Genomic DNA, 20,485 nt, shown 5'->3' with positions numbered 1-20,485 from the left:
ATCAATTATCGGTCGAAGATTCGGGCCGTACCGGCTCAGTTGAAAGGGCCGGGAATCCGTAGAGGACAACCAGATGAATATTCACGAATACCAGGCCAAGCGCCTGCTTCACACCTTCGGCGCCCCGATCGCCAATGGTGTGGCTGTCTATTCCGTCGAACAGGCGGAAGAATGGGCAAAGACGCTTCCCGGCCCGCTTTACGTCGTCAAGAGCCAGATTCATGCTGGTGGACGCGGCAAGGGCAAGTTCAAGGAACTCGGTCCTGATGCCAAGGGCGGCGTGCGCCTCGCAAAGTCGATCGAAGAAGTCGTTTCCCACGCAAAGGAAATGCTCGGCAACACACTCGTTACCAAGCAGACCGGCGACGCTGGCAAGCAGGTCAACCGTCTTTACATTGAAGATGGTGCAGACATCGATCGTGAGCTTTATCTCTCGATCCTGATCGACCGTACCGTTGGCCGTCCTGCTTTCGTCGTTTCGACCGAAGGCGGCATGGACATTGAAGCTGTCGCTGAAGAAACCCCTGAAAAGATCATCACGGTTGCCATCGATCCTGCCAAGGGCGTGACCGATGCAGACGCCAACAAGCTCGCCGACGCGCTGAAGCTTGAAGGTGAAGCCCGTGAAGACGGCATCAAGCTGTTCCCGATCCTCTACAAGGCCTTCACCGAGAAGGACATGAGCCTTCTGGAAATCAATCCGCTGATCGTCATGACCAATGGTCGCGTTCGCGTTCTCGATGCCAAGGTATCGTTCGACGGCAATGCACTGTTCCGTCATCCTGACATTGCCGAACTGCGCGATCTGTCGGAAGAAGACGAAAAAGAAATCGAAGCTTCCAAGCACGATCTCGCTTACGTCGCTCTTGATGGCAACATCGGCTGCATGGTCAACGGCGCAGGCCTTGCCATGGCAACCATGGATATCATCAAGCTCTACGGTGCAGAGCCAGCTAACTTCCTCGACGTTGGTGGCGGCGCTACCAAGGAGAAGGTAACGTCGGCGTTCAAGATCATCACTGCTGATCCTGCTGTCCAGGGCATTCTGGTCAACATCTTCGGTGGCATCATGAAGTGCGACGTGATCGCTGAAGGCGTTATCGCTGCGGTCAAGGAAGTCGGTCTCAAGGTTCCATTGGTTGTCCGTCTTGAAGGCACCAATGTTGAACTCGGCAAGAAGATCATCAACGAGAGCGGCCTCAACGTTATTTCGGCCGACGATCTCGACGATGCGGCGCAGAAAATCGTCGCTGCAGTGAAGGGGAATTAAGGCATGTCCATTCTCGTTAACAAGGACACCAAGGTTCTCGTACAGGGCCTGACCGGCAAGACCGGTACTTTCCACACCGAACAGGCGCTTGCTTATTACGGCACGCAGATGGTCGGCGGTATCAACCCTAAGAAGGGTGGCGAGACCTGGGAAGGCTCCAAGGGCGAACAGCTTCCGATCTTCGCGACTGTTGCAGAAGCCAAGGAACGCACGGGTGCAGACGCATCGGTGATCTACGTTCCGCCAGCAGGTGCTGCGGCTGCAATCATCGAAGCGATCGAAGCTGAAGTCAGCTTCATCGTCTGCATCACCGAAGGCATTCCGGTCATGGACATGGTTCGCGTCAAGGAGCGTCTGGAACGCTCGAAGTCGCGCCTGCTCGGACCAAACTGCCCGGGCATCCTGACCCCTGAAGAGTGCAAGATCGGCATCATGCCAGGCAATATCTTCAAGAAGGGTTCGGTGGGTGTTGTATCGCGCTCCGGCACACTTACCTATGAGGCAGTGTTCCAGACTTCGAACGAAGGCCTCGGCCAGACAACTGCTGTCGGTATCGGCGGCGATCCGGTCAAGGGCACCGAGTTCATTGACGTGCTGGAAATGTTCCTGGCCGATGATGAAACCAAGTCGATCGTCATGATCGGTGAAATCGGTGGTTCGGCTGAAGAAGAAGCTGCGCAGTTCATCAAGGATGAAGCAAAGCGTGGTCGTTCCAAGCCAATGGTCGGCTTCATCGCTGGTCGTACGGCTCCTGCCGGACGCACTATGGGCCACGCTGGTGCCGTGATTTCGGGCGGCAAGGGCGGCGCGGAAGACAAGATTGCAGCCATGGAATCGGCTGGCATTCGCGTGTCTCCTTCGCCAGCACAGCTTGGCAAGACGCTGGTCGAAGTCCTCAAGGGCTGAGATCGCATTGCTGATTGAAATGCCCCGGCAGCGGCGAAAGCTGCTGCCGGGTTTAATACAGATACCGGAGACGGCCGGTTTAAGAGAATGTCAGGCTTTGGCCATCATTCTTCCGCAGGAATTGAGTTTGTGATCGAGTTATGCCGGGGTCTGTTGTGGTTCCTCCCCGGCGGCGTGAGGGATGAAGCTGAGAGAGCTTCCGGCCCGCGCATGATGAGCTACTACAAGGAGACGGAGCGGAGGCTCCGGATTAGGTTATGGCAAGGCAAGAACAAGCCAACGACGTTTTCGCCCTTACCTCGTTCCTCTATGGCGGCAATGCCGACTATATCGAGGAGCTCTACGCCAAGTATGAGGATGATCCCAACTCGGTTGATCCTGAGTGGCGCGATTTCTTCGCGGAGCTGAAAGATGATGCCGATGATGTGCGCAAGAATGCGCAGGGTGCATCCTGGACAAAGCCGAATTGGCCCATTCCTGCGAATGGCGAGCTGGTATCTGCGCTGGATGGCAATTGGGCTGACGTTGAAAAGCACGTTACCGACAAGCTGAAGGGCAAGGCCGGCAAGGGTGATTCCGGCGGCGACACCAAAAATGCGGCGGCTGCTGCACTGACCGCTGAGGAGATTGCACAGGCTGCACGCGACAGCGTTCGCGCTATCATGATGATCCGCGCTTATCGTATGCGTGGTCATCTGCACGCCAATCTCGATCCGCTGGGCCTTGCTGAAAAGCCAAATGACTTCAGCGAACTCGATCCGTCGACCTATGGCTTTACGCCTGCTGATTACACACGCAAGATCTTCATCGACAACGTGCTCGGTCTCGAATACGCGACCGTTCCGCAGATGCTTGATATCCTCAAGCGTACCTATTGCGGCAATATCGGCGTCGAATTCATGCATATTTCCGATCCGGTCGAAAAGGCCTGGATTCAGGAACGCATCGAGGGTCCGGATAAAGGCTATGCTTTCACTGCAGAAGGCAAGAAGGCCATTCTGTCGAAGCTGATCGAAGCGGAAGGTTTCGAGCAGTTCATTGACGTGAAGTACAAGGGCACCAAGCGTTTTGGCCTTGATGGCGGTGAATCGCTGATCCCGGCGCTTGAACAGATCGTCAAGCGTGGCGGTCAGATGGGCCTCAAGGAAGTCGTGCTCGGCATGGCGCACCGTGGTCGTCTGAACGTACTTTCTCAGGTTATGGGCAAGCCGCATCGCGCTATTTTCCACGAGTTCAAGGGCGGTTCTTACACGCCGGACGATGTGGAAGGTTCGGGCGACGTGAAGTATCACCTTGGCGCTTCGTCGGACCGTGAGTTCGATGGCAACAAGGTTCACCTTTCACTGACCGCAAACCCATCGCATCTTGAAATCGTCAACCCGGTTGTCATGGGTAAGGCGCGCGCCAAGCAGGACCTGCTTGTCGGCCGCACCCGCGATGACATGGTGCCATTGAGCGAACGCGCAAAGGTTCTGCCGCTGCTGCTGCACGGCGATGCCGCATTTGCTGGTCAGGGCGTTGTCGCTGAGTGCCTCGGCCTTTCGGGCCTCAAGGGGCACCGTGTAGGCGGTACTCTGCATTTCATCATCAACAACCAGATCGGTTTCACCACCAATCCGGCCTTCTCGCGTTCGTCGCCTTATCCATCGGATGTGGCGAAGATGATCGAAGCGCCGATCTTCCACGTCAATGGTGACGATCCGGAAGCAGTGGTGTTCGCGGCCAAGGTTGCGATGGAATTCCGTATGATCTTCCACAAGCCGGTTGTCATCGACATGTTCTGCTACCGTCGCTTCGGCCATAATGAAGGTGATGAACCATCCTTCACCCAGCCGTTGATGTACAAGGAAATCCGCGCTCATAAGACCACTGTTCAGCTTTATAGCGAAAAGCTGGTCGGAGAAGGTCTCGTAACGCAGGCTGACATCGATAAGATGAAGGCTGACTGGCGTGAAAAGCTTGAGCAGGAATTTGAAGCCGGACAGAGCTATAAGCCAAACAAGGCAGACTGGTTTGATGGCGCCTGGAGCGGTTTGCGCACTGCAGACAATGCTGACGAACAGCGCCGCGGCAAGACCGGAGCTCCGATCAAGACGCTCAAGGAAATTGGCAAGAAACTTGTTGAAGTGCCAGAGGGCTTCCACGTCCATCGCACTATCCAGCGCTTTCTCGACAACCGTGCCAAGATGATCGAAACTGGCGAAGGCATCGATTGGGCAACTGCTGAATCGCTGGCGTTTGGTTCGCTGGTCGCTGAAGGCAGCCCGATCCGCCTGTCAGGTCAGGATGTGGAACGCGGCACCTTCTCGCAGCGTCACACGGTTCTCTATGATCAGGAAACCCAGAACCGCTATATCCCGCTGAACAATATTCAGAAGGGACAGGCGATCTACGAAGCCATCAACTCGATGCTTTCGGAAGAAGCGGTGCTTGGCTACGAATATGGTTATTCGCTGTCTGATCCGCGCGCTTTGGTTCTCTGGGAAGCCCAGTTCGGCGATTTTGCCAACGGTGCACAGGTTGTCTTCGATCAGTTCATCTCGTCGGGTGAACGCAAGTGGCTGCGTATGTCGGGCCTCGTCTGCCTGCTTCCGCATGGCTATGAAGGACAGGGACCGGAGCATTCGTCGGCTCGTCTGGAACGCTGGTTGCAGATGTGTGCGGAAGATAACATGCAGGTCGCCAACGTTACGACGCCGGCTAATTACTTCCATATTCTGCGCCGTCAGATGAAGCGTGACTTCCGTAAGCCGCTCATCATGATGACGCCGAAGTCACTGCTGCGCCACAAGCGTGCTGTTTCGACCCTCAACGAACTGTCGGGCGATTCCTCGTTCCACCGTCTGCTTTGGGATGATGCACAGTACAACAAGGGCGAAGGCATCAAGCTTCAGAAAGATGCCAAGATCCGTCGCGTCGTTCTGTGCTCGGGCAAGGTCTATTACGATCTTTACGAAGAGCGCGAAAAGCGTGGGATTGATGATGTCTACCTGCTGCGTGTGGAACAGCTTTATCCGTTCCCGGCCAAGGCGCTCATCAATGAGCTCTCGCGCTTCCGTCATGCGGAAATCGTCTGGTGTCAGGAAGAACCAAAGAACATGGGTGCGTGGTCGTTCATCGATCCGTATCTGGAATGGGTTCTTGCGCACATCGACGCCAAGCATCAGCGCGTTCGCTACACTGGTCGTCCGGCAGCAGCTTCGCCTGCAACGGGCCTGATGTCGAAGCACCTTGCACAGCTCGAGGCTTTCCTCGAGGATGCGCTCGGTAATTAATTTAATTTTCGGCCCGGAGCGGTTTAAAAAACTGCTCCGGCTTGAATTGAACGTAAAATCTAAAGATCGAAGATCACGGAAGAAGAAACCATGGCCACCGAAATTCGCGTTCCCACGCTTGGGGAGTCCGTTACTGAGGCAACCATCGGAAAGTGGTTCAAGAAGGTCGGCGACGCTATCGCTGTCGACGAACCGCTGGTGGAACTGGAAACCGACAAGGTGACGATTGAAGTTCCTGCTGCGAGCGCAGGCGTGCTTGCTGAAATCGTGGCGCAGGAAGGCGACACGGTTGAAGTGAATGCACTGCTCGGTCAGATTTCGAGTGATGGTGCAGCCGCAGCACCTGCTCCTAAGAAGGAAGAGGCCAAGCCAGCAGCTGCTGCCGCTCCGGCAGCGTCGGCACCTGTTGCTTCTGCGTCATCCGGCCCGGCAATGCAGCCAGCACCTGCTGCCTCCAAGATTCTTTCTGAAAATGGCCTTTCGGCTGATCAGGTTGAAGGTTCGGGCAAGCGCGGTCAGGTTCTCAAGGGCGATGTTCTTGGTGCAATCGCAAAGGGCGTTTCTGCGGCTCCGGCTGTTGCCGCAGCACCTGCTGCAGCACGTCCGGCTTCGTCGGCTGCTGATGCATCGGGCGAAGAACGCGTGAAGATGACCCGTTTGCGTCAGACCATTGCACGTCGTCTGAAAGACGCTCAGAACACCGCTGCAATGCTGACGACTTACAACGAAGTCGACATGTCTGCTGTGATGGAGCTTCGCGCCCGTTACAAGGACATCTTCGAGAAGAAGCACGGCGTGAAGCTCGGCTTCATGGGTTTCTTCACGAAGGCAGTGACGCATGCGCTGAAAGAAATCCCGGCTGTTAATGCCGAGATTGATGGCACCGACATCATCTACAAGAAATTTGCTCACGTTGGCATGGCTGTCGGCACCGACAAGGGTCTTGTTGTTCCGGTTATCCGCAATGCGGATGAGCTGTCGATTGCTGGTATTGAAAAGGAACTGGGACGTCTTGCCAAGTCGGCCCGCGATGGTTCGCTTTCGGTTGGCGATATGCAGGGCGGCACCTTCACCATCACCAATGGTGGTGTTTACGGCTCACTGATGTCCTCGCCGATCCTCAATGCACCGCAGTCGGGCATTCTGGGCATGCATAAGATCCAGGATCGTCCGGTTGTCGTTGGCGGTCAGATTGTCATCCGTCCGATGATGTATCTTGCGCTGAGCTACGATCATCGCATCGTTGACGGCAAGGAAGCTGTAACCTTCCTCGTCCGCGTCAAGGAAAGCCTGGAAGACCCGGAACGTCTCGTTCTCGATCTTTAACAGCAACGCATAATCTGGTCCGAGAAGTCCGATAACTTTTCAGGATTATGCTCTAAGGAACGAAAATATGGAGCCGGGTTTGTTTTCCGCGTCGCCTTTTCTCCCGCTGATTGGCTGGAGTGTTGTTCTGTTGGTGGTTCATATCCTTCTGCAGGGCTGGACAGTGACGAAGGAACTCGGCTCCAAATGGAATGCGGGTCCACGCGACAACGGGTTGAAACCTACTGGCCATCTTGCCGGTCGTGCGGAACGTGCTTCCAACAATTTCCGTGAAACCTATCCCGCATTCATAGCGCTCGCCCTTGCACTTGTATTCAAGGGTGATGCTCAGGGATGGGGGCTTTGCGGCGCGTGGATCTGGTTTGCTTGTCGCATTGTCTATATTCCGCTTTATCTCGCGGGTATCCCCTATATCCGCTCGCTCGTCTGGGTCGGTTCACTGGCCGGACTTGCGCTCATGTTCTTCAATCTGGTTTTTTGACGGTTGTCCGCATCTGACAAGTGCGGGGCAAAGGAAAAGTGATGCATCCCTATCTGTTTGAACTTGCATCTCTGATGGCGATTTTCGTCTTTGCCATCATTTCGCCGGGCGCTGATCTCGCCATGGTAATCCGTCAATCGCTGATGCAGGGACGTCGAGAGGCGATTATCACCAGCTTTGGCATTGGTGCGGCATTCATGATGCACGTCACCTATACGGTCCTCGGTCTGGGATTAATCATTTCCCAGTCGATCTATCTCTTCAATATCGTCAAATGGTGCGGCGTAGCCTATCTCATCTATATCGGTATCAAGGCGTTGCGCGCCGGGACCACCAAGATCGATATCGATATGACCGCGCAGGAGCCGCGCCGTAAGCAGAGTGCACTCAAGGCTTTCAGCCTCGGCTTTGCCGCGAATGCGCTTAATCCAAAGGCTGTATTCTTCTTCCTGTCGATTTTCTCGACCGTCGTCAGCCTTCACACGCCAACTGAGGTCAAGCTTGGTTACGGTGTGGTTATGGCCACGACTTTGATTTCATGGTTTATCGGTGTCAGCCTTTTCATGACGACGCCCAAGATGCGCGCAGTTTTCTCGCGTGCTTCAAAATGGATCGACAGAACAAGCGGCGTGGTTTTCATTGCTCTTGGTCTGAAACTTGCGGCTGAAAAGGCGCATTGAAACTTGCGGAAAATCCGCTGGGAAGCTGCCGGATAACCGAGGAGAACCGACAGATGCATGACGTGAAGAAGCTCTTCAAAGTGATGGCTGCATCAGCGCTGGCCGTGACGGTTTTCTCGAGCGCTGTTCAGGCAGCCTGCACACAGAACCGCTCTGTCTATCGCGATCAGGGTGATGCCTACACGCTGACCTTCCATGCCGCTCAGTCCAATGCGCTCAAGATGAGCCCGGCGCCGACCAACGAATTCACAATCACTGCCGATGACAAGCCGGAGTTCAAACTTTCTGGCCTCGTCATCTGGCCGGAAGAGGGGGTTGCACGCCCCTATGCGATCATTACCTATAACTGCAAGAATGGTGGCACCGATCCGGAAGACCTTGATGATTGCAGCATCTGGCAGAGCGTTGTCTATGCACTGAAGGAAGGCGCAGAGGCGGATGTGCTGCCAAAGGCCGATGAGCCTGCGGCACAGGCCGTACTGTTTCCAGATCTGGCAACGGCCCTGGACGGATATGACTTTGGTGCTGCGAAACCTGAAAAGCCGCTTCAATTTGAAACATTCCGTTTCAAGTCATGCGCACCTGAAGAAGAATGATCGGATTACCCGGTCGTATGAAAGTTTAAGGGCCGTGCAACGGTCCATCCAAGATCAGACTGAAAAAGGATAGTTCAATGTCTTACGATGTGGTTGTCATCGGTACCGGCCCTGGCGGTTATGTGGCCGCAATCAAGGCCGCACAGCTCGGCCTTTCGGTGGCCGTGGTGGAAAAGCGCAAGACCTTTGGCGGCACTTGTCTCAATGTCGGCTGCATTCCTTCAAAGGCCCTGCTGCACGCGTCTGAAGTGTTTGCTGAAGCCGGTCATTCCTTTGACACGCTGGGTGTTGAAATCAGCAAGCCGAAGCTCAACCTCGAAAAGATGCTGGCTCACAAGGACGCGACGGTGAAGTCGAATGTCACTGGCGTTGAATTCCTGTTCAAGAAGAACAAGATCACGCCTTACATCGGCACCGGCAAGATCGTTGCCAAGGGCAAGGTTTCCGTGACTGCTGAAGACGGCACCGTTCAGGAAATCGAAGGCAAGAACATCATCATCGCAACCGGTTCGGATGTTGCTGGCATTCCGGGCGTCAAGGTCGACATTGATGAGAAGGTCATCGTGTCTTCGACTGGCGCAATCGCTTTCGACAAGGTTCCGGCGCATCTGGTCGTTGTTGGTGGTGGCGTTATCGGTCTCGAACTTGGTTCCGTCTGGGCGCGTCTCGGCGCGAAAGTCACTGTTGTCGAATATCTCGACAAGGTGCTTGGCGCAATGGACGGCGAAGTGTCCAAGCAGTTCCAGCGCCTCCTCGAAAAGCAGGGCATTACCTTCAAGCTTGGTGCGAAGGTAACCGGCGTCGAAAAGGCTGGTAAAGGCGCGAAAGTGACTTTTGAACCAGTCAAGGGTGGCGATGCTGAAACGATTGACGCTGATGCTGTCCTGATTTCCACAGGACGCCGTCCTTACACGGATGGTCTTGGTCTGCAGGAAGTTGGCGTTAATATAGATGATCGCGGTCGCGTTGCCATCGATGGTCACTGGCGCACCAACGTCGAAGGCATCTATGCCATCGGCGACGTTGTGCAGGGCCCGATGCTTGCACACAAGGCCGAAGATGAAGGCATTGCAGTTGCCGAAATCATCGCCGGTCAGGCTGGCCATGTAAACTTCGACGTCATTCCAAGCGTTGTCTACACGCAGCCGGAAGTAGCGTCGGTTGGCAAGACGGAAGAAGAGCTGAAAGCCGCTGGCATCGACTATAAGATCGGCAAGTTCCCGTTCACGGCAAACGGCCGCGCACGCGCCATGCTGCATACGGACGGCTTTGTGAAAATTCTCGCCGACAAGGCAACAGATCGCGTTTTGGGTGCCCATATCCTCGGCTACAATGCCGGTGAAATGATCCATGAACTGGTCGTTCTGATGGAGTTCGGCGGCTCGTCGGAAGATCTCGCACGCACCTGTCATGCGCATCCAACCATGTCGGAAGCGGTTCGTGAATCTGCCCTGGCGACCTTCGCCAAGCCAATTCATATGTAATTGCCGGTTAAACCCAGCAAGCAGAAAGGCCCGCTCGAGCGGGCCTTTTTCATATGATTAGTTTTGTGCCGGTGGCGTTGTTGTCTCGCCCTGTGCCGCAGGCGGTGGAGGCGCTGTCGTGTCCGTGCTGCTGCCGCCGCGATAAAAGAAATAACCAAGTATCAAAATTGCGGCGATCAGAATGACAGCCAGCATAAGACCATTGCTGCCTCTGGGCTGCGGCGGCCTGCCAACCGAATCCTTCATGGGCTCTGCCATGGGGTCTGCCAAAGGGTCTGCGAGTGGATCGGCACGACGCGGATTGTTCAACGGGTCGTTACGGGGATCGAGTGGGTCAACCATTAGCTCTCCTCCTGTTGGTTGCAACCATTGGAAGGTTTAACGCAGCCGGGCTCGAATTGTTCCGCCTCACATAGCGGTGACGCGATAGCCCTCGTCGCGCAACAATTCGACAAGTCCCTCTTTGCCAGGCAGATGCAGTGCACCAACAGCAATGAACAGTCCGCCTTTTTCAAGAAGCGGAGCTGCGCGTTCCGCCATGATGTGATTGCGGTCGGTCAGCATGACCTTCTGGAAAAGATCATAATCGTCATCGGTCAGATCACCGGGCACGATTTTGCGCAGTGCAGGCATGATCATTCCCGTTTCACCCTGAAGATAAAGGGCGATCATTGTTTCCATTGTATCTTCGATTGCGTCACCAAAATCAGCCGTCGCAATCAGATTGCGCATATGAAAATCAAGCGGAAGCCTGTTCATAGCTTCAAGCTGTTCGGCTGCTGTCTCCAGTCCCTCGACGGTGCGGCCTTCTTCCTCTGCTTCAATGGCCAGTTGACCGTCGAGAAAACCTTCGCCGCGCAACTTTCGTTCCCGCTCACATTTGGGAAGAGCCAGCAGACTGCTGACGATCCAGGGTTTCAATTTGGCGACGGCACCGAGAATGATGCCGCGTTCCTCAAGCTTCCTTGTGACTTCGGCAAGGCGGTCGGGTGGTATATGCGATTGCAATGTAGAGCCATCGGTAAACAGCATCAGCTCTGGCTGCTCGAGCTTGAGCCGCAGAAGCGCTTTCTGATCGAGAACATCGGTGGCTTCAATCACGATGGTATCCGCCGATGCATAGGCTTTTGCAGCCGCATCGGGCAACTTCATCACACGAGGATCGCCAAGATGAATGGTGCCGAAGAGATAGGAGGGTGCCAGTCCATCCTTTTCGATTTTCCAGATAATGCCTTTATGGTTGGGAATACTCTCTGTCTCTGCGCGCAACTCATCCCAGAGTTTTGGGTCCTTCTTGTCCAGTCCATCAAGCAGATTGACGCCACGCGTGGTGCAGACCGTGGAGGTTTCTTCCGCGCGAACATGGATCGAACTTGCGAAGAGCGCACAGGCAAACAGGAGGAACAGCTTTTTCATGCTGAGAATATAGGTAGTCCGGCGCGATATGAAATGCCAATTTTTAAGCGCGCGGATGCGCCTTGTCATAAACTTCGAGAAGTCGCGCGGTATCGACACCGGTATAGACCTGTGTGGTCGACAGGCTCGCATGGCCGAGCAGTTCCTGAATGGTGCGCAAATCGCCGCCGCGACCAAGGAGATGCGTGGCAAAGGAATGGCGCAGCGCGTGAGGGGTCGCAGTATCGGGCAAACCAAGACCTGCGCGAAGCTTCTGCATTTCACGCTGGATGATTGCCGAATGAAGGATGCCGCCCCTGGCACCGCGGAACAGTGGCTTGTCTGCGGAAAGATCAAACGGGCAAAGCGCGCGATATTGCGCAACTGCGCGATGGACTGCGGGAAGCAGCGGCACCATACGTGCTTTGCCGCCTTTACCAGTAATCAAAATTGAGAGGGCAGAAGCATCGCTGAGTGCATCACCTGCAAGGCCGAGCGCTTCAGAAATACGCAGACCGCATCCATAAAGAAGTGTGAGGACGGCTGCATTGCGCGCTGCTATCCACGGCTCATCTGCCATCTGGCCGTCGGCTGCAACCACGCGACGCGCATCTTCTGCGGTAAGTGGCTTTGGGAGTGATTTTGGCTGGCGCGGCGCACGAATGGCAGCAGCACCGGCTGCATTGACCAGACCACGCTTTTCCAGATGCCGTAGCAGAGAGCGTACACCGGCAAGGCCACGGCCAAGCGTGCGGGCACCGACACCGTCATTGCGGCGATTGGCGAGGAATGAACGCAGATCGGCCACACGAAGATTGCCGACATCCTTGATCGAAGGCGGCTCGCCCAGATGATGCGTGAGGAAATGCAGAAACTGGCGCGTATCGCGTTCATAAGCCTCAAGCGTATTTTCCGATAACCGACGCGTATCTTTCAGCGTTTTCAGCCATTCCTCGCGCGCGGCCGCGAGATCGGCACGGGCAGGGATCAGGATTTCGCTCTGTGTCATCATGACCGGGTTTCGCTGGTTGGGTTGCAAATATCGGAATCAGACCACTGGCCTGCCTGTAACAAGTCTGCCAGTGATAGGTTGCCGAGCCGTAAAGATACGAATTTGTATTTTTCTTGGCGTTTTTACGGGAAATTGAGTAAGCGATATAAAACAGCCCTTAAATTATGGAAATTTTCATGTCGCGCCCAGAGAACCCAATACAACTTGCCGTTATCGGAGCCGCCCATGGCATACGCGGCGAAGTCAGGGTCAAGACATTTACCGACGATCCTCTGGCCATTGCCGATTATGGGCAGCTTTATGATGCGCAGGGCAAGGCCTATGAGGTGCTTGAGGCACGCTCGGCGAAGACCGTGGTTGTCGTGCGCTTTAAAGGCATCAATGATCGCAATGCAGCCGAAGCATTGAACGGAACCGAGCTCTATATCGACCGCTCGCAATTGTCGGATGATGATCTTGACGAGGACGAGTTTTTTCAGACCGACCTGATTGGCCTTGAAGCGCTTGACGCTGACGGCAAGTCGTATGGCGTTGTCAGTGCGGTTTTTGATTTTGGCGGTGGTGATCTGATTGAGCTGAGCCTGAAAGGCAAGCGCCCTATGCTGATCCCTTTTACGGAAGCAGCGGTACCGGAAATTGATTTCGAAGCAGAGACCATCCGCGTCGATCCGCATGCAGCGGGATTGATTGCCGACGAAGATGACAATCCGCTTCGTGAGGACAACGAGCCCCAGAACGAAAAGAACAGCGAAAAGAAGCGGCCGAAGAAGTCATGATTGATCTGCCGGATACGGATAATGCCGAGCGCACATTTCATGCGTCCGTGCTCACCCTTTATCCCGAAATGTTTCCCGGGCCTTTGGGTGTTTCGCTGGCTGGAAAGGCACTCGCCGAAGGAACATGGTCGCTTGATACCGTGCAGATCCGTGACTTTGCTGAAGGCAAGCACCGGATGGTTGACGACACGCCTTCGGGCGGTGGTGCGGGCATGGTGATGAAGCCGGATGTGGTGGCACGTGCGCTCGATTCTGTTGCGGATGATCGTCCGGTGTTGCTGATGAGCCCGCGGGGCGCGCCACTCACTCAAAAACGCGTGCGCGAACTGGCAGATGGTCCTGGTGCAGTCATTCTATGCGGACGCTTTGAGGGCGTCGACGAGCGGGTGATCGAAGCGCGCGCGCTCGAAGAGATATCGATTGGCGATTATATTTTGTCGGGTGGCGAAACAGCGGCCATCGTGCTGCTTGATGCCATCGTGCGACTTCTTCCGGGTGTTATGGGTAATCGGGAATCGGGTGAAACGGAAAGCTTCGAGACCGGGCTTTTGGAACATCCGCATTATACGCGCCCGCAGGTTTGGGAAGAACGTTCCATTCCTGACATTCTTACATCCGGCAATCATGGCGCGATTGATAAATGGCGGCATGCCGAGGCTGAGCGTATCACAAAAGAACGGCGTCCTGATCTTTGGGAAGCCTATCGGGAGGCCAAACGCAAATGAACCTGATCCAGCGGCTTGAAAGCCTTTCCCTCGCGCTGCTGGCGCTTGGTGCTTACTGGATAAGCGGGGTAAGCTGGTGGCTTTTCGTGGTTCTCATTCTTGCACCGGATCTGTCTTTCTTTGCCTATATGAAAGGGCCGCGCACAGGTGCGGTCGTGTATAATATCGCGCATAGCTGGATTGGCGTTGTGCTGCTTTCTGTGCTGGGCTGGGTGATGAGCTGGCCACTCTGTTTTGCGATAGCGCTCATCTGGGCGGTGCATATTGGTGTGGATCGTGCGCTGGGATTTGGTCTCAAATACGGGACCAGCTTTAATGACACCCATCTTGGGCGTATTGGCCGTTGAATGAAAATGCCCGGTAATGACCGGGCATTTTCGTTTTCAGATCAAGCCGCGTGTGGCTTGGTGACCGTTTGTTGGATTGTCGATCTGCGAAGTACGTAATAGACGCTACCGCCAATTGCGACACCGAAGAACCAGCCATAAGTCGCCCACCATGCAGGCAGGATATTGGTTGTCATCGGCAGGATCGACGAAAACAGGGCGCCAATGCCAAAGGCAACAAATGCCTTGATGTGCCAGCCATTCTGGAACCGGAACTCTCCGTTTTCCTGATAAAGGTCAGCAACGTTGATCTTGCCGCGGCGCAGAAGGTAATAATCAACCATCATGATGCCGAAGATCGGACCCATGGTTGAACCGAGGAAGTTCACAAAATGCGCGGCACCGGTTTCCCATGGCGCGAATGGATAGAGAATAAGCGCGATCATAGCTGCAATCACGCCACCACGCTTGAACGACACTTTCTGCGGGAAGGTGTTGGAAAAATCGAAGGAGGCTGACACGAAGTTTGCAACCACGTTGATGCCCAGCGTTGCCACTGTGAAGGTCAGAGCGGCGAGAAGCGCGAGGAACCAGCTGTCAAATTTAGCGGAAATCTGGTCGGGATGCAGAAGCACTTCACCATATACCGTGAAGGCGGCGGTGGTCGTCACGCCTGCAACGAGACAGAAGGCCAGAAGGTTGACCGGCAAACCCCACAGGTTGCCGCGACGCAGCGAAGCTTCGTCCTTGGCATAACGCGAGAAGTCGCAGAAGTTGAGATAAAGCGCTGCGAAATAGGTAATCCAGGTTGCCGAGACGGCGGCAAGCGCCGCAAATGAGCCTGGTTCGCCGGTGACGCCCGCATCCTTGGTCTTTTCCAAAAGGACATCGCGCGGGATTTCGCTGCCGAAAGAGAATGTTCCTGATTTGATGAGAAGGTAAATTGCGAGGATCAGCATCATGATCCATACCGCAGGCCCAGCCCAATCCTGGAATTTGCGCACCGTTTCCATGCCGCGCTGGATAATGAGAAGCTGTGCTGCCCAGACCAGAACATAACACATGACTTCCAATGTCGAATGGCCAAGCATGTGGCTGTTCTGATGGAAGGCGAGAATGCTTTCATTGCGAACGAGCAGGGCGACGATAGCGCCGGATGCGGCGGCGGTCTGTGCACCATACCAGAAACAGGCGACGATACCGCGCACGAGAGCCGGAAAGTTTGCGCCGAAAGTTCCGAATGAAGCGCGCGCCAATACTGGAAATGGCACGCCGGTTCGCACACCGGCATTGCCGACGAGGCTCATCAGGACAAAGATCACCAGTGATCCGATGCCGATGGCGATCACGAAATTCAGGAAACTGCCGCAAAGAAGAAAAAGACTCGCGGCAAGATAATAGCCCCAGAGGCTATGAACGTCCGACGTCCATACGTTGAAAATGCTGAAGGCGCCCCATTTTCGTTCTTCAGCGGGTGCTAAGTCCTCATTATACAATGAGGGTGATGGATTGATTATTGTCATTTTGTCCCCATTTTAGTACTAGCTTATTAAGATTGTTTGCAACTTAAGCTCTTATTGTTGACAATCAGAGTGGCACAGTCTTGAGCCGCTGGCTACGAAAATTTCTGACAGGGCGTGACAAGTTGGTAGCGATGCTGTATGAGCCTGCCAGTTCGGGAAAACCCGACATCGTAATATCCGGTTCGGGCAAAGCCCGAGACGTCCGTAAACCAATAAATGGTGTACCGCTCCTGCCTGATTTTTCGGGCATAACCGCAAGGCCAAGGTTGCCTGGCGGCAAGTGCAGAGCGCTCTGACTGTTTGAGAAGAATTCAGAAGGAGTCAGACGATGACCGACATCATTCGTCAGCTTGAAGCCGAACAGGCAGCAAAAATCGCTGAAAAGCGCACACTTCCAGATTTCCAGCCAGGCGACACCGTTCGCGTTCAGGTTCGCGTTACCGAAGGTACGCGTACCCGCGTGCAGGCCTATGAAGGCGTCTGCATTGCCCGTTCCGGCGCTGGCATCAACGAAAACTTCACTGTTCGTAAGATTTCTTACGGTGAAGGCGTAGAGCGCGTATTCCCTGTTTACTCGCCGATCGTAGAAGGCGTTGAACTGGTTCGCCGCGGTAAGGTCCGTCGTGCGAAGCTTTACTACCTCCGTGGCCTCACCGGTAAGGCTGCACGTATTGCTGAAAAGAAAGACAACCGCACGAAGGCTGAGCGCGAAGCTGACAAGCTAGCAGCAGCTGCCAAGGTGCAGGCTGCCAAGACCGCTGCTGAATAATATTTACGCAGAGATCTTTAAAAAGGCGGCCTTGGGCCGCCTTTTTTATTTGCTAAAATTAAAATGCTCCGCATAATATCGCGCATAATTTTGCCTGAATCACGCAAGATTATTACTGCGACACCCTGTTGCGGTTTCGCTTTCTTGACGAAATGCGGTGGCGGGTGCATATGACAGCAAAACTAGAGCGGTTCTAGTCTATGTGGAATCGTCGAAGCCGCTCTAACACTTTGAACGCATTGTCCTTAGGCAGACGCGCTTTGCGCTTTTGTCGGAAATGCTCCGGGAACTATTAAAGGAACTCTCGCAATGAGCGCGCCGCGTACACTTTATGACAAGATCTGGGACGACCATGTAGTGGATCAGCAGGAAGACGGTACCTGCCTCCTTTATATTGATCGTCATCTTGTGCACGAAGTGACGAGCCCGCAGGCTTTTGAAGGTCTGCGCCTGACAGGCCGCAAGGTGCGCCATCCTGAGAGAACGCTGGCTGTTGTCGATCACAATGTGCCGACCTCACCAGACCGTATCAATGGTATCAAGAACGAAGAAAGCCGCATTCAGGTCGAGGCTCTGGCCCGGAATGCCGCTGATTTCGGCGTTGAATATTATTCGGAGCGCGACAAGCGTCAGGGCGTCGTCCATATCGTTGGACCTGAGCAGGGCTTTACGCTGCCGGGCATGACGATTGTCTGTGGCGACAGCCACACCTCGACCCACGGTGCTTTCGGCTCGCTTGCACATGGTATCGGCACATCGGAAGTCGAACATGTTCTGGCCACCCAGACGCTGATCCAGAAGAAAGCCAAGAACATGCTGGTGCGTGTTGATGGCGAACTGGCTCCCGGTGTAACAGCAAAAGACATCACACTCGCGATTATTGGCAAGATCGGCACGGCTGGCGGCACAGGTTATGTGATCGAATATGCCGGCAGCGCTATTCGCTCGCTGTCGATGGAAGGCCGTATGACGGTCTGCAACATGTCGATTGAAGGCGGTGCCCGCGCTGGTCTGATCGCACCTGATGAGACGACTTTCGCTTACATCACCGGCAAGCCACGTGCTCCAAAGGGTGAAACCCTTGAACAGGCAATTGGCTACTGGAAGACTCTGCATTCAGAGGAAGGCGCACATTTCGACAAGATCGTCGAGCTGGATGCCGCAAAGATTTCGCCGGTTGTTTCCTGGGGCTCATCGCCGGAAGACGTGGTGTTCGTTACCGACATCGTGCCAAACCCTGATGAAATCAAGGACGAAACCAAGCGTGCATCGAAGTGGCGTGCGCTCGACTATATGGGCCTGAAGCCAGGTACCAAGATGACGGACATCACGATTGACCGCGTCTTTATCGGCTCTTGCACCAATGGGCGTATTGAAGATCTGCGTGACGCTGCACGTATGGCCAAGGGCAAGAAAGTTGCCGCTGGCGTAAGCGCAATGATCGTGCCAGGTTCGGGCCTTGTGAAGGAACAGGCAGAAGCCGAAGGCCTCGACAAGGTGTTCATCGAAGCCGGCTTCGACTGGCGTGAACCGGGCTGCTCGATGTGCCTCGCCATGAACGACGATCGGCTTAAGCCGGGCGAACGTTGCGCATCCACTTCGAACCGCAACTTTGAAGGACGTCAGGGCTTTAAGGGGCGCACGCATCTGGTATCGCCAGCAATGGCTGCGGCAGCTGCAATTGCAGGTCATTTCGTGGATATCCGCGACTGGAACTAACCTTTTTTCCAGAAGGTTTGAGCAAGTTTGAGAAAAGCCGCTGGGATAATCCAGCGGCTTTTTTCGTGCTTAAAGCGTTGTTTGAAATCAGAGAAACGTCCGCTAATTTAGCTGCATTCTTATGCTTTGAATGTATAATGGCCTTGAGTGGCAAATGCTTTTTCAGTCTGGCTGAAACAAGCGATCTTGCCGGACTATCGGATCGGGGAATGCGGGCTTGTCGGAATGGCCCGTAGGCGTATGCCGGAAAGCGCGGATGGACGGAGCAGAGTTCATACTCCTGATCAACATGACCGTTTCCGGTCTGTTTGTTTTTACTTTTCTTGGTATCGCAGCCTTTGCACGCGATAATGCTGCCGCGCCCGTCTTTGCGATGGGTTTCGTTTTTGCGATGCTCTACTTCCTCACAGAGCTGCTGATCCCCTCAATCCCCAGTCAGAAGCTTGGTTATATGCTGGCCTTCGGCGCTTATTTCATGACGCTGGCCTGTCTGGTGATTGGGCTTGCGCGCATGTATGCGTCGCCTGTTCCCTGGTGGCCGCTTGGGCTGCTTCTGGTGGGATCAATGTCGATGGTCTATGCCATTTACGACATTGCCCGCAGCGATATGCTGGGCCAAATTCTGTACCAGTCCCCTTATTTCCTGACATTGATGCTGGCCGTCTGGGTCATCATGCGGGGACGCTCAAACATTCGTGCGTTGGGTCGTCCGTTCGGACGCTCCTGGGGAGCCCTTGATGGTCTGATGGCGGGCCTGTTCACGATCGGCGCCATTCATTTCCTTATCAAGCCAGTTCTTGCCTCGCTGGTAGGAGGAGTTGGCGTTAATCCGACTGATTATGTCCGAACCGACTATGCGTTGCTGGTCCAATCCATCGGTGCCGGGCTTTCGGTTGCGGCGGGCTTGCTGCTTTTGCTGAGCCTTATGGGCGAATTGATTTCCGATGTGACGCTGCGCTCGGAAACCGATCAGCTTTCAGGCCTTCTGAACCGGCGCGGGTTTGAGTTCAGGGCAGAGGCTGCGATTGATAAATCAAAGCGCGTGCGGCAGGCGCTCTCGCTGATTGTCTGCGATATCGATTATTTCAAGTCGATCAACGACACCCATGGACATGCCCTGGGCGACCGGGTGATTGCGGCGTTTGCTGATGAATTGCGCCGCTCGGCAGTCTCCAAGGGCGGGATTGCTGCGCGTATGGGAGGCGAAGAGTTTGCCGTTCTGCTTCCCGGTCATACGATCCAGTCGGCATGGCGGTTTGCAGAAAGAGTGCGTCTGGCCTGCGCCGATATTACGCTTCCCGGTGTTTCGGGCGATGTAGCCTTTGCGGTGAGTTTTGGTGTCACGGAAATGGAGTTCGATGACTTCTTCTCCGATGTTTACAAGCGTGCGGATGGTGCGCTTTATGAAGCCAAAAAGAATGGCCGCAACTGTGTTCGCACGGCGCTCCCGATGATGCTCGATGACAATGTGGTCGAGTTTCGTGGCATGAATAATGGCCGCAGGTTGAACTGATTTTGCGTGCAATGCGCTTTACCTTTGGCCGGGCTCTTGTCTACAATTGAGGTGTTTCCGATTTCAGGAAATATATTTTGAGGGAAAGATTGCTCATGACTATTGATCATGCCGTCGATATTGCGCTCCTTCATCTGCGCGATGCCCATGAGTTCGCGCCGCTGCTTGCAAGCTACGCTCAGGCATTGAAGCGTGGTGCGCCGCGTCGTCCGGATGAATTTTATGCGGAGCATTTGTTGCAGGACCGCGCCACTGAAATTCTGGGTGCTCGCGTTGACGGCGATCTCGTTGGCTTTGTGATCTTCTATGATCTCCCGGAACCGGTATCTGGCCTTCGTGCAGGGCAGGTGGATCATATCTATGTGCATCACGATCACCGTGGCAAAGGCATCGCCAAGGCGCTCATCGATTTGCTGGCCGACAAGGCTGAAGAACGTAGCTGGTCGAAGCTGGTGCTCAATGCGCCCCGTGTGCCGGAAGACGGTCGCAAGCTTTATGAGCAAATTGCAACCGCTGCGGATTGGTCGAGCTATGTGATTCGCTTCGGCAACTAGGCTTCATCCGCAAAAGTTGATGAAATTACACATGTTTTTGGGAATCCGGGACTTCAATCGTTTAAATTCCCAAATCACGCGAAAGTGTCGTCCGGGTGCGACCAATTGTTAGTCTTTTCGTGAAAAAGCTTCTTTGACGTGATGGTGAAAGCGCA

The 20,485-nt window shown here is 54.6% G+C and carries 19 protein-coding genes; 15 read left to right on the top strand and 4 right to left on the bottom strand.

Annotated features, from left to right (window positions below):
- Window positions 1-73: 73 nt before the first annotated feature.
- The 8 genes from sucC (at window position 74) to lpdA (ending at window position 10,018) form a co-directional block, all read left to right on the top strand.
- Window positions 74-1,270, top strand: a complete 1,197-nt coding sequence (gene sucC / locus CEV32_RS17670; protein WP_094578433.1) for an ADP-forming succinate--CoA ligase subunit beta — start codon at window positions 74-76, stop codon at window positions 1,268-1,270.
- A gap of 3 nt (window positions 1,271-1,273) precedes the next feature.
- The gene (gene sucD / locus CEV32_RS17665; RefSeq protein WP_094578432.1) at window positions 1,274-2,176 is read left to right on the top strand and encodes a succinate--CoA ligase subunit alpha; all 903 of its coding nucleotides are present in this window, start codon (window positions 1,274-1,276) and stop codon (window positions 2,174-2,176) included.
- A gap of 257 nt (window positions 2,177-2,433) precedes the next feature.
- Window positions 2,434-5,451, top strand: coding sequence for a 2-oxoglutarate dehydrogenase E1 component (locus CEV32_RS17660; protein WP_094578431.1), 3,018 nt, complete (start codon window positions 2,434-2,436; stop codon window positions 5,449-5,451).
- Between the two features lie 90 nt (window positions 5,452-5,541).
- Window positions 5,542-6,777 carry a 2-oxoglutarate dehydrogenase complex dihydrolipoyllysine-residue succinyltransferase gene (gene odhB, locus CEV32_RS17655; RefSeq protein WP_094578430.1) on the top strand — a complete coding sequence of 412 codons (1,236 nt, stop codon included), beginning with the start codon at window positions 5,542-5,544 and terminating at the stop codon, window positions 6,775-6,777.
- A 67-nt stretch (window positions 6,778-6,844) separates the two neighbouring features.
- Entirely contained in the window at window positions 6,845-7,258 is a 414-nt protein-coding gene (locus tag CEV32_RS17650) for an MAPEG family protein (RefSeq protein ID WP_094578429.1), read from the top strand.
- A gap of 41 nt (window positions 7,259-7,299) precedes the next feature.
- Window positions 7,300-7,938 (top strand): LysE family translocator, encoded by a 639-nt coding sequence (locus tag CEV32_RS17645; protein WP_094578428.1) that lies wholly within the window; start codon window positions 7,300-7,302, stop codon window positions 7,936-7,938.
- A 53-nt stretch (window positions 7,939-7,991) separates the two neighbouring features.
- Window positions 7,992-8,534: a hypothetical protein gene (locus CEV32_RS17640; RefSeq protein WP_094578427.1), complete on the top strand. Its 543-nt coding sequence runs from the start codon at window positions 7,992-7,994 to the stop codon at window positions 8,532-8,534.
- 77 nt (window positions 8,535-8,611) lie between these two features.
- Window positions 8,612-10,018, top strand: a complete 1,407-nt coding sequence (lpdA, locus tag CEV32_RS17635; protein ID WP_094578426.1) for a dihydrolipoyl dehydrogenase — start codon at window positions 8,612-8,614, stop codon at window positions 10,016-10,018.
- A 57-nt stretch (window positions 10,019-10,075) separates the two neighbouring features.
- Here lpdA and CEV32_RS17630 read toward each other — a convergent pair whose 3' ends face one another.
- The 3 genes from CEV32_RS17630 to CEV32_RS17620 form a co-directional block, all read right to left on the bottom strand.
- On the bottom strand, window positions 10,076-10,360 hold the full coding sequence (locus CEV32_RS17630) for a hypothetical protein (RefSeq protein ID WP_094578425.1): 285 nt from the start codon (window positions 10,358-10,360) through the stop codon (window positions 10,076-10,078).
- 66 nt (window positions 10,361-10,426) lie between these two features.
- Window positions 10,427-11,434: a TraB/GumN family protein gene (locus CEV32_RS17625; protein WP_094579150.1), complete on the bottom strand. Its 1,008-nt coding sequence runs from the start codon at window positions 11,432-11,434 to the stop codon at window positions 10,427-10,429.
- A gap of 43 nt (window positions 11,435-11,477) precedes the next feature.
- Window positions 11,478-12,425 carry a tyrosine recombinase XerC gene (locus tag CEV32_RS17620; RefSeq protein WP_094578424.1) on the bottom strand — a complete coding sequence of 316 codons (948 nt, stop codon included), beginning with the start codon at window positions 12,423-12,425 and terminating at the stop codon, window positions 11,478-11,480.
- A gap of 176 nt (window positions 12,426-12,601) precedes the next feature.
- On the opposite strand from CEV32_RS17620, the gene rimM reads away from it, so the two are divergent.
- From rimM to CEV32_RS17605, 3 genes are read left to right on the top strand one after another with little or no spacing between them, the layout of a single operon-like run.
- Window positions 12,602-13,201: a ribosome maturation factor RimM gene (rimM, locus tag CEV32_RS17615; RefSeq protein WP_094579149.1), complete on the top strand. Its 600-nt coding sequence runs from the start codon at window positions 12,602-12,604 to the stop codon at window positions 13,199-13,201.
- A complete protein-coding gene (gene trmD, locus CEV32_RS17610) occupies window positions 13,198-13,926 on the top strand; it encodes a tRNA (guanosine(37)-N1)-methyltransferase TrmD (protein ID WP_094578423.1) in 729 nt (242 codons plus the stop codon). Before rimM ends, trmD begins: the two co-directional genes overlap by 4 nt.
- A complete protein-coding gene (locus CEV32_RS17605; RefSeq protein ID WP_094578422.1) occupies window positions 13,923-14,273 on the top strand; it encodes a DUF4260 domain-containing protein in 351 nt (116 codons plus the stop codon). The genes trmD and CEV32_RS17605 overlap by 4 nt, the downstream gene beginning before the upstream one ends.
- A gap of 41 nt (window positions 14,274-14,314) precedes the next feature.
- Here CEV32_RS17605 and CEV32_RS17600 read toward each other — a convergent pair whose 3' ends face one another.
- A complete protein-coding gene (locus tag CEV32_RS17600) occupies window positions 14,315-15,775 on the bottom strand; it encodes an NCS1 family nucleobase:cation symporter-1 (RefSeq protein ID WP_094578421.1) in 1,461 nt (486 codons plus the stop codon).
- A gap of 328 nt (window positions 15,776-16,103) precedes the next feature.
- Between CEV32_RS17600 and rplS the strand changes: the two genes are divergently transcribed.
- From rplS to CEV32_RS17580, 4 genes are all read left to right on the top strand, one after another.
- The gene (gene rplS / locus CEV32_RS17595; RefSeq protein WP_094578420.1) at window positions 16,104-16,544 is read left to right on the top strand and encodes a 50S ribosomal protein L19; all 441 of its coding nucleotides are present in this window, start codon (window positions 16,104-16,106) and stop codon (window positions 16,542-16,544) included.
- A gap of 309 nt (window positions 16,545-16,853) precedes the next feature.
- Entirely contained in the window at window positions 16,854-18,263 is a 1,410-nt protein-coding gene (gene leuC / locus CEV32_RS17590; RefSeq protein WP_094578419.1) for a 3-isopropylmalate dehydratase large subunit, read from the top strand.
- Window positions 18,264-18,519: 256 nt separating this feature from the next.
- Window positions 18,520-19,776, top strand: a complete 1,257-nt coding sequence (locus tag CEV32_RS17585; RefSeq protein ID WP_094578418.1) for a GGDEF domain-containing protein — start codon at window positions 18,520-18,522, stop codon at window positions 19,774-19,776.
- A gap of 95 nt (window positions 19,777-19,871) precedes the next feature.
- A complete protein-coding gene (locus CEV32_RS17580) occupies window positions 19,872-20,330 on the top strand; it encodes a GNAT family N-acetyltransferase (protein WP_094578417.1) in 459 nt (152 codons plus the stop codon).
- The last annotated feature ends 155 nt before the right edge of the window (window positions 20,331-20,485 follow it).

The organism is Brucella rhizosphaerae, assembly GCF_002252475.1.
Lineage (GTDB): Bacteria > Pseudomonadota > Alphaproteobacteria > Rhizobiales > Rhizobiaceae > Brucella > Brucella rhizosphaerae.
The sequence above is the reverse complement of the archived record's forward strand: the minus strand, read 5'-3'. Positions and strand labels throughout refer to the sequence as shown.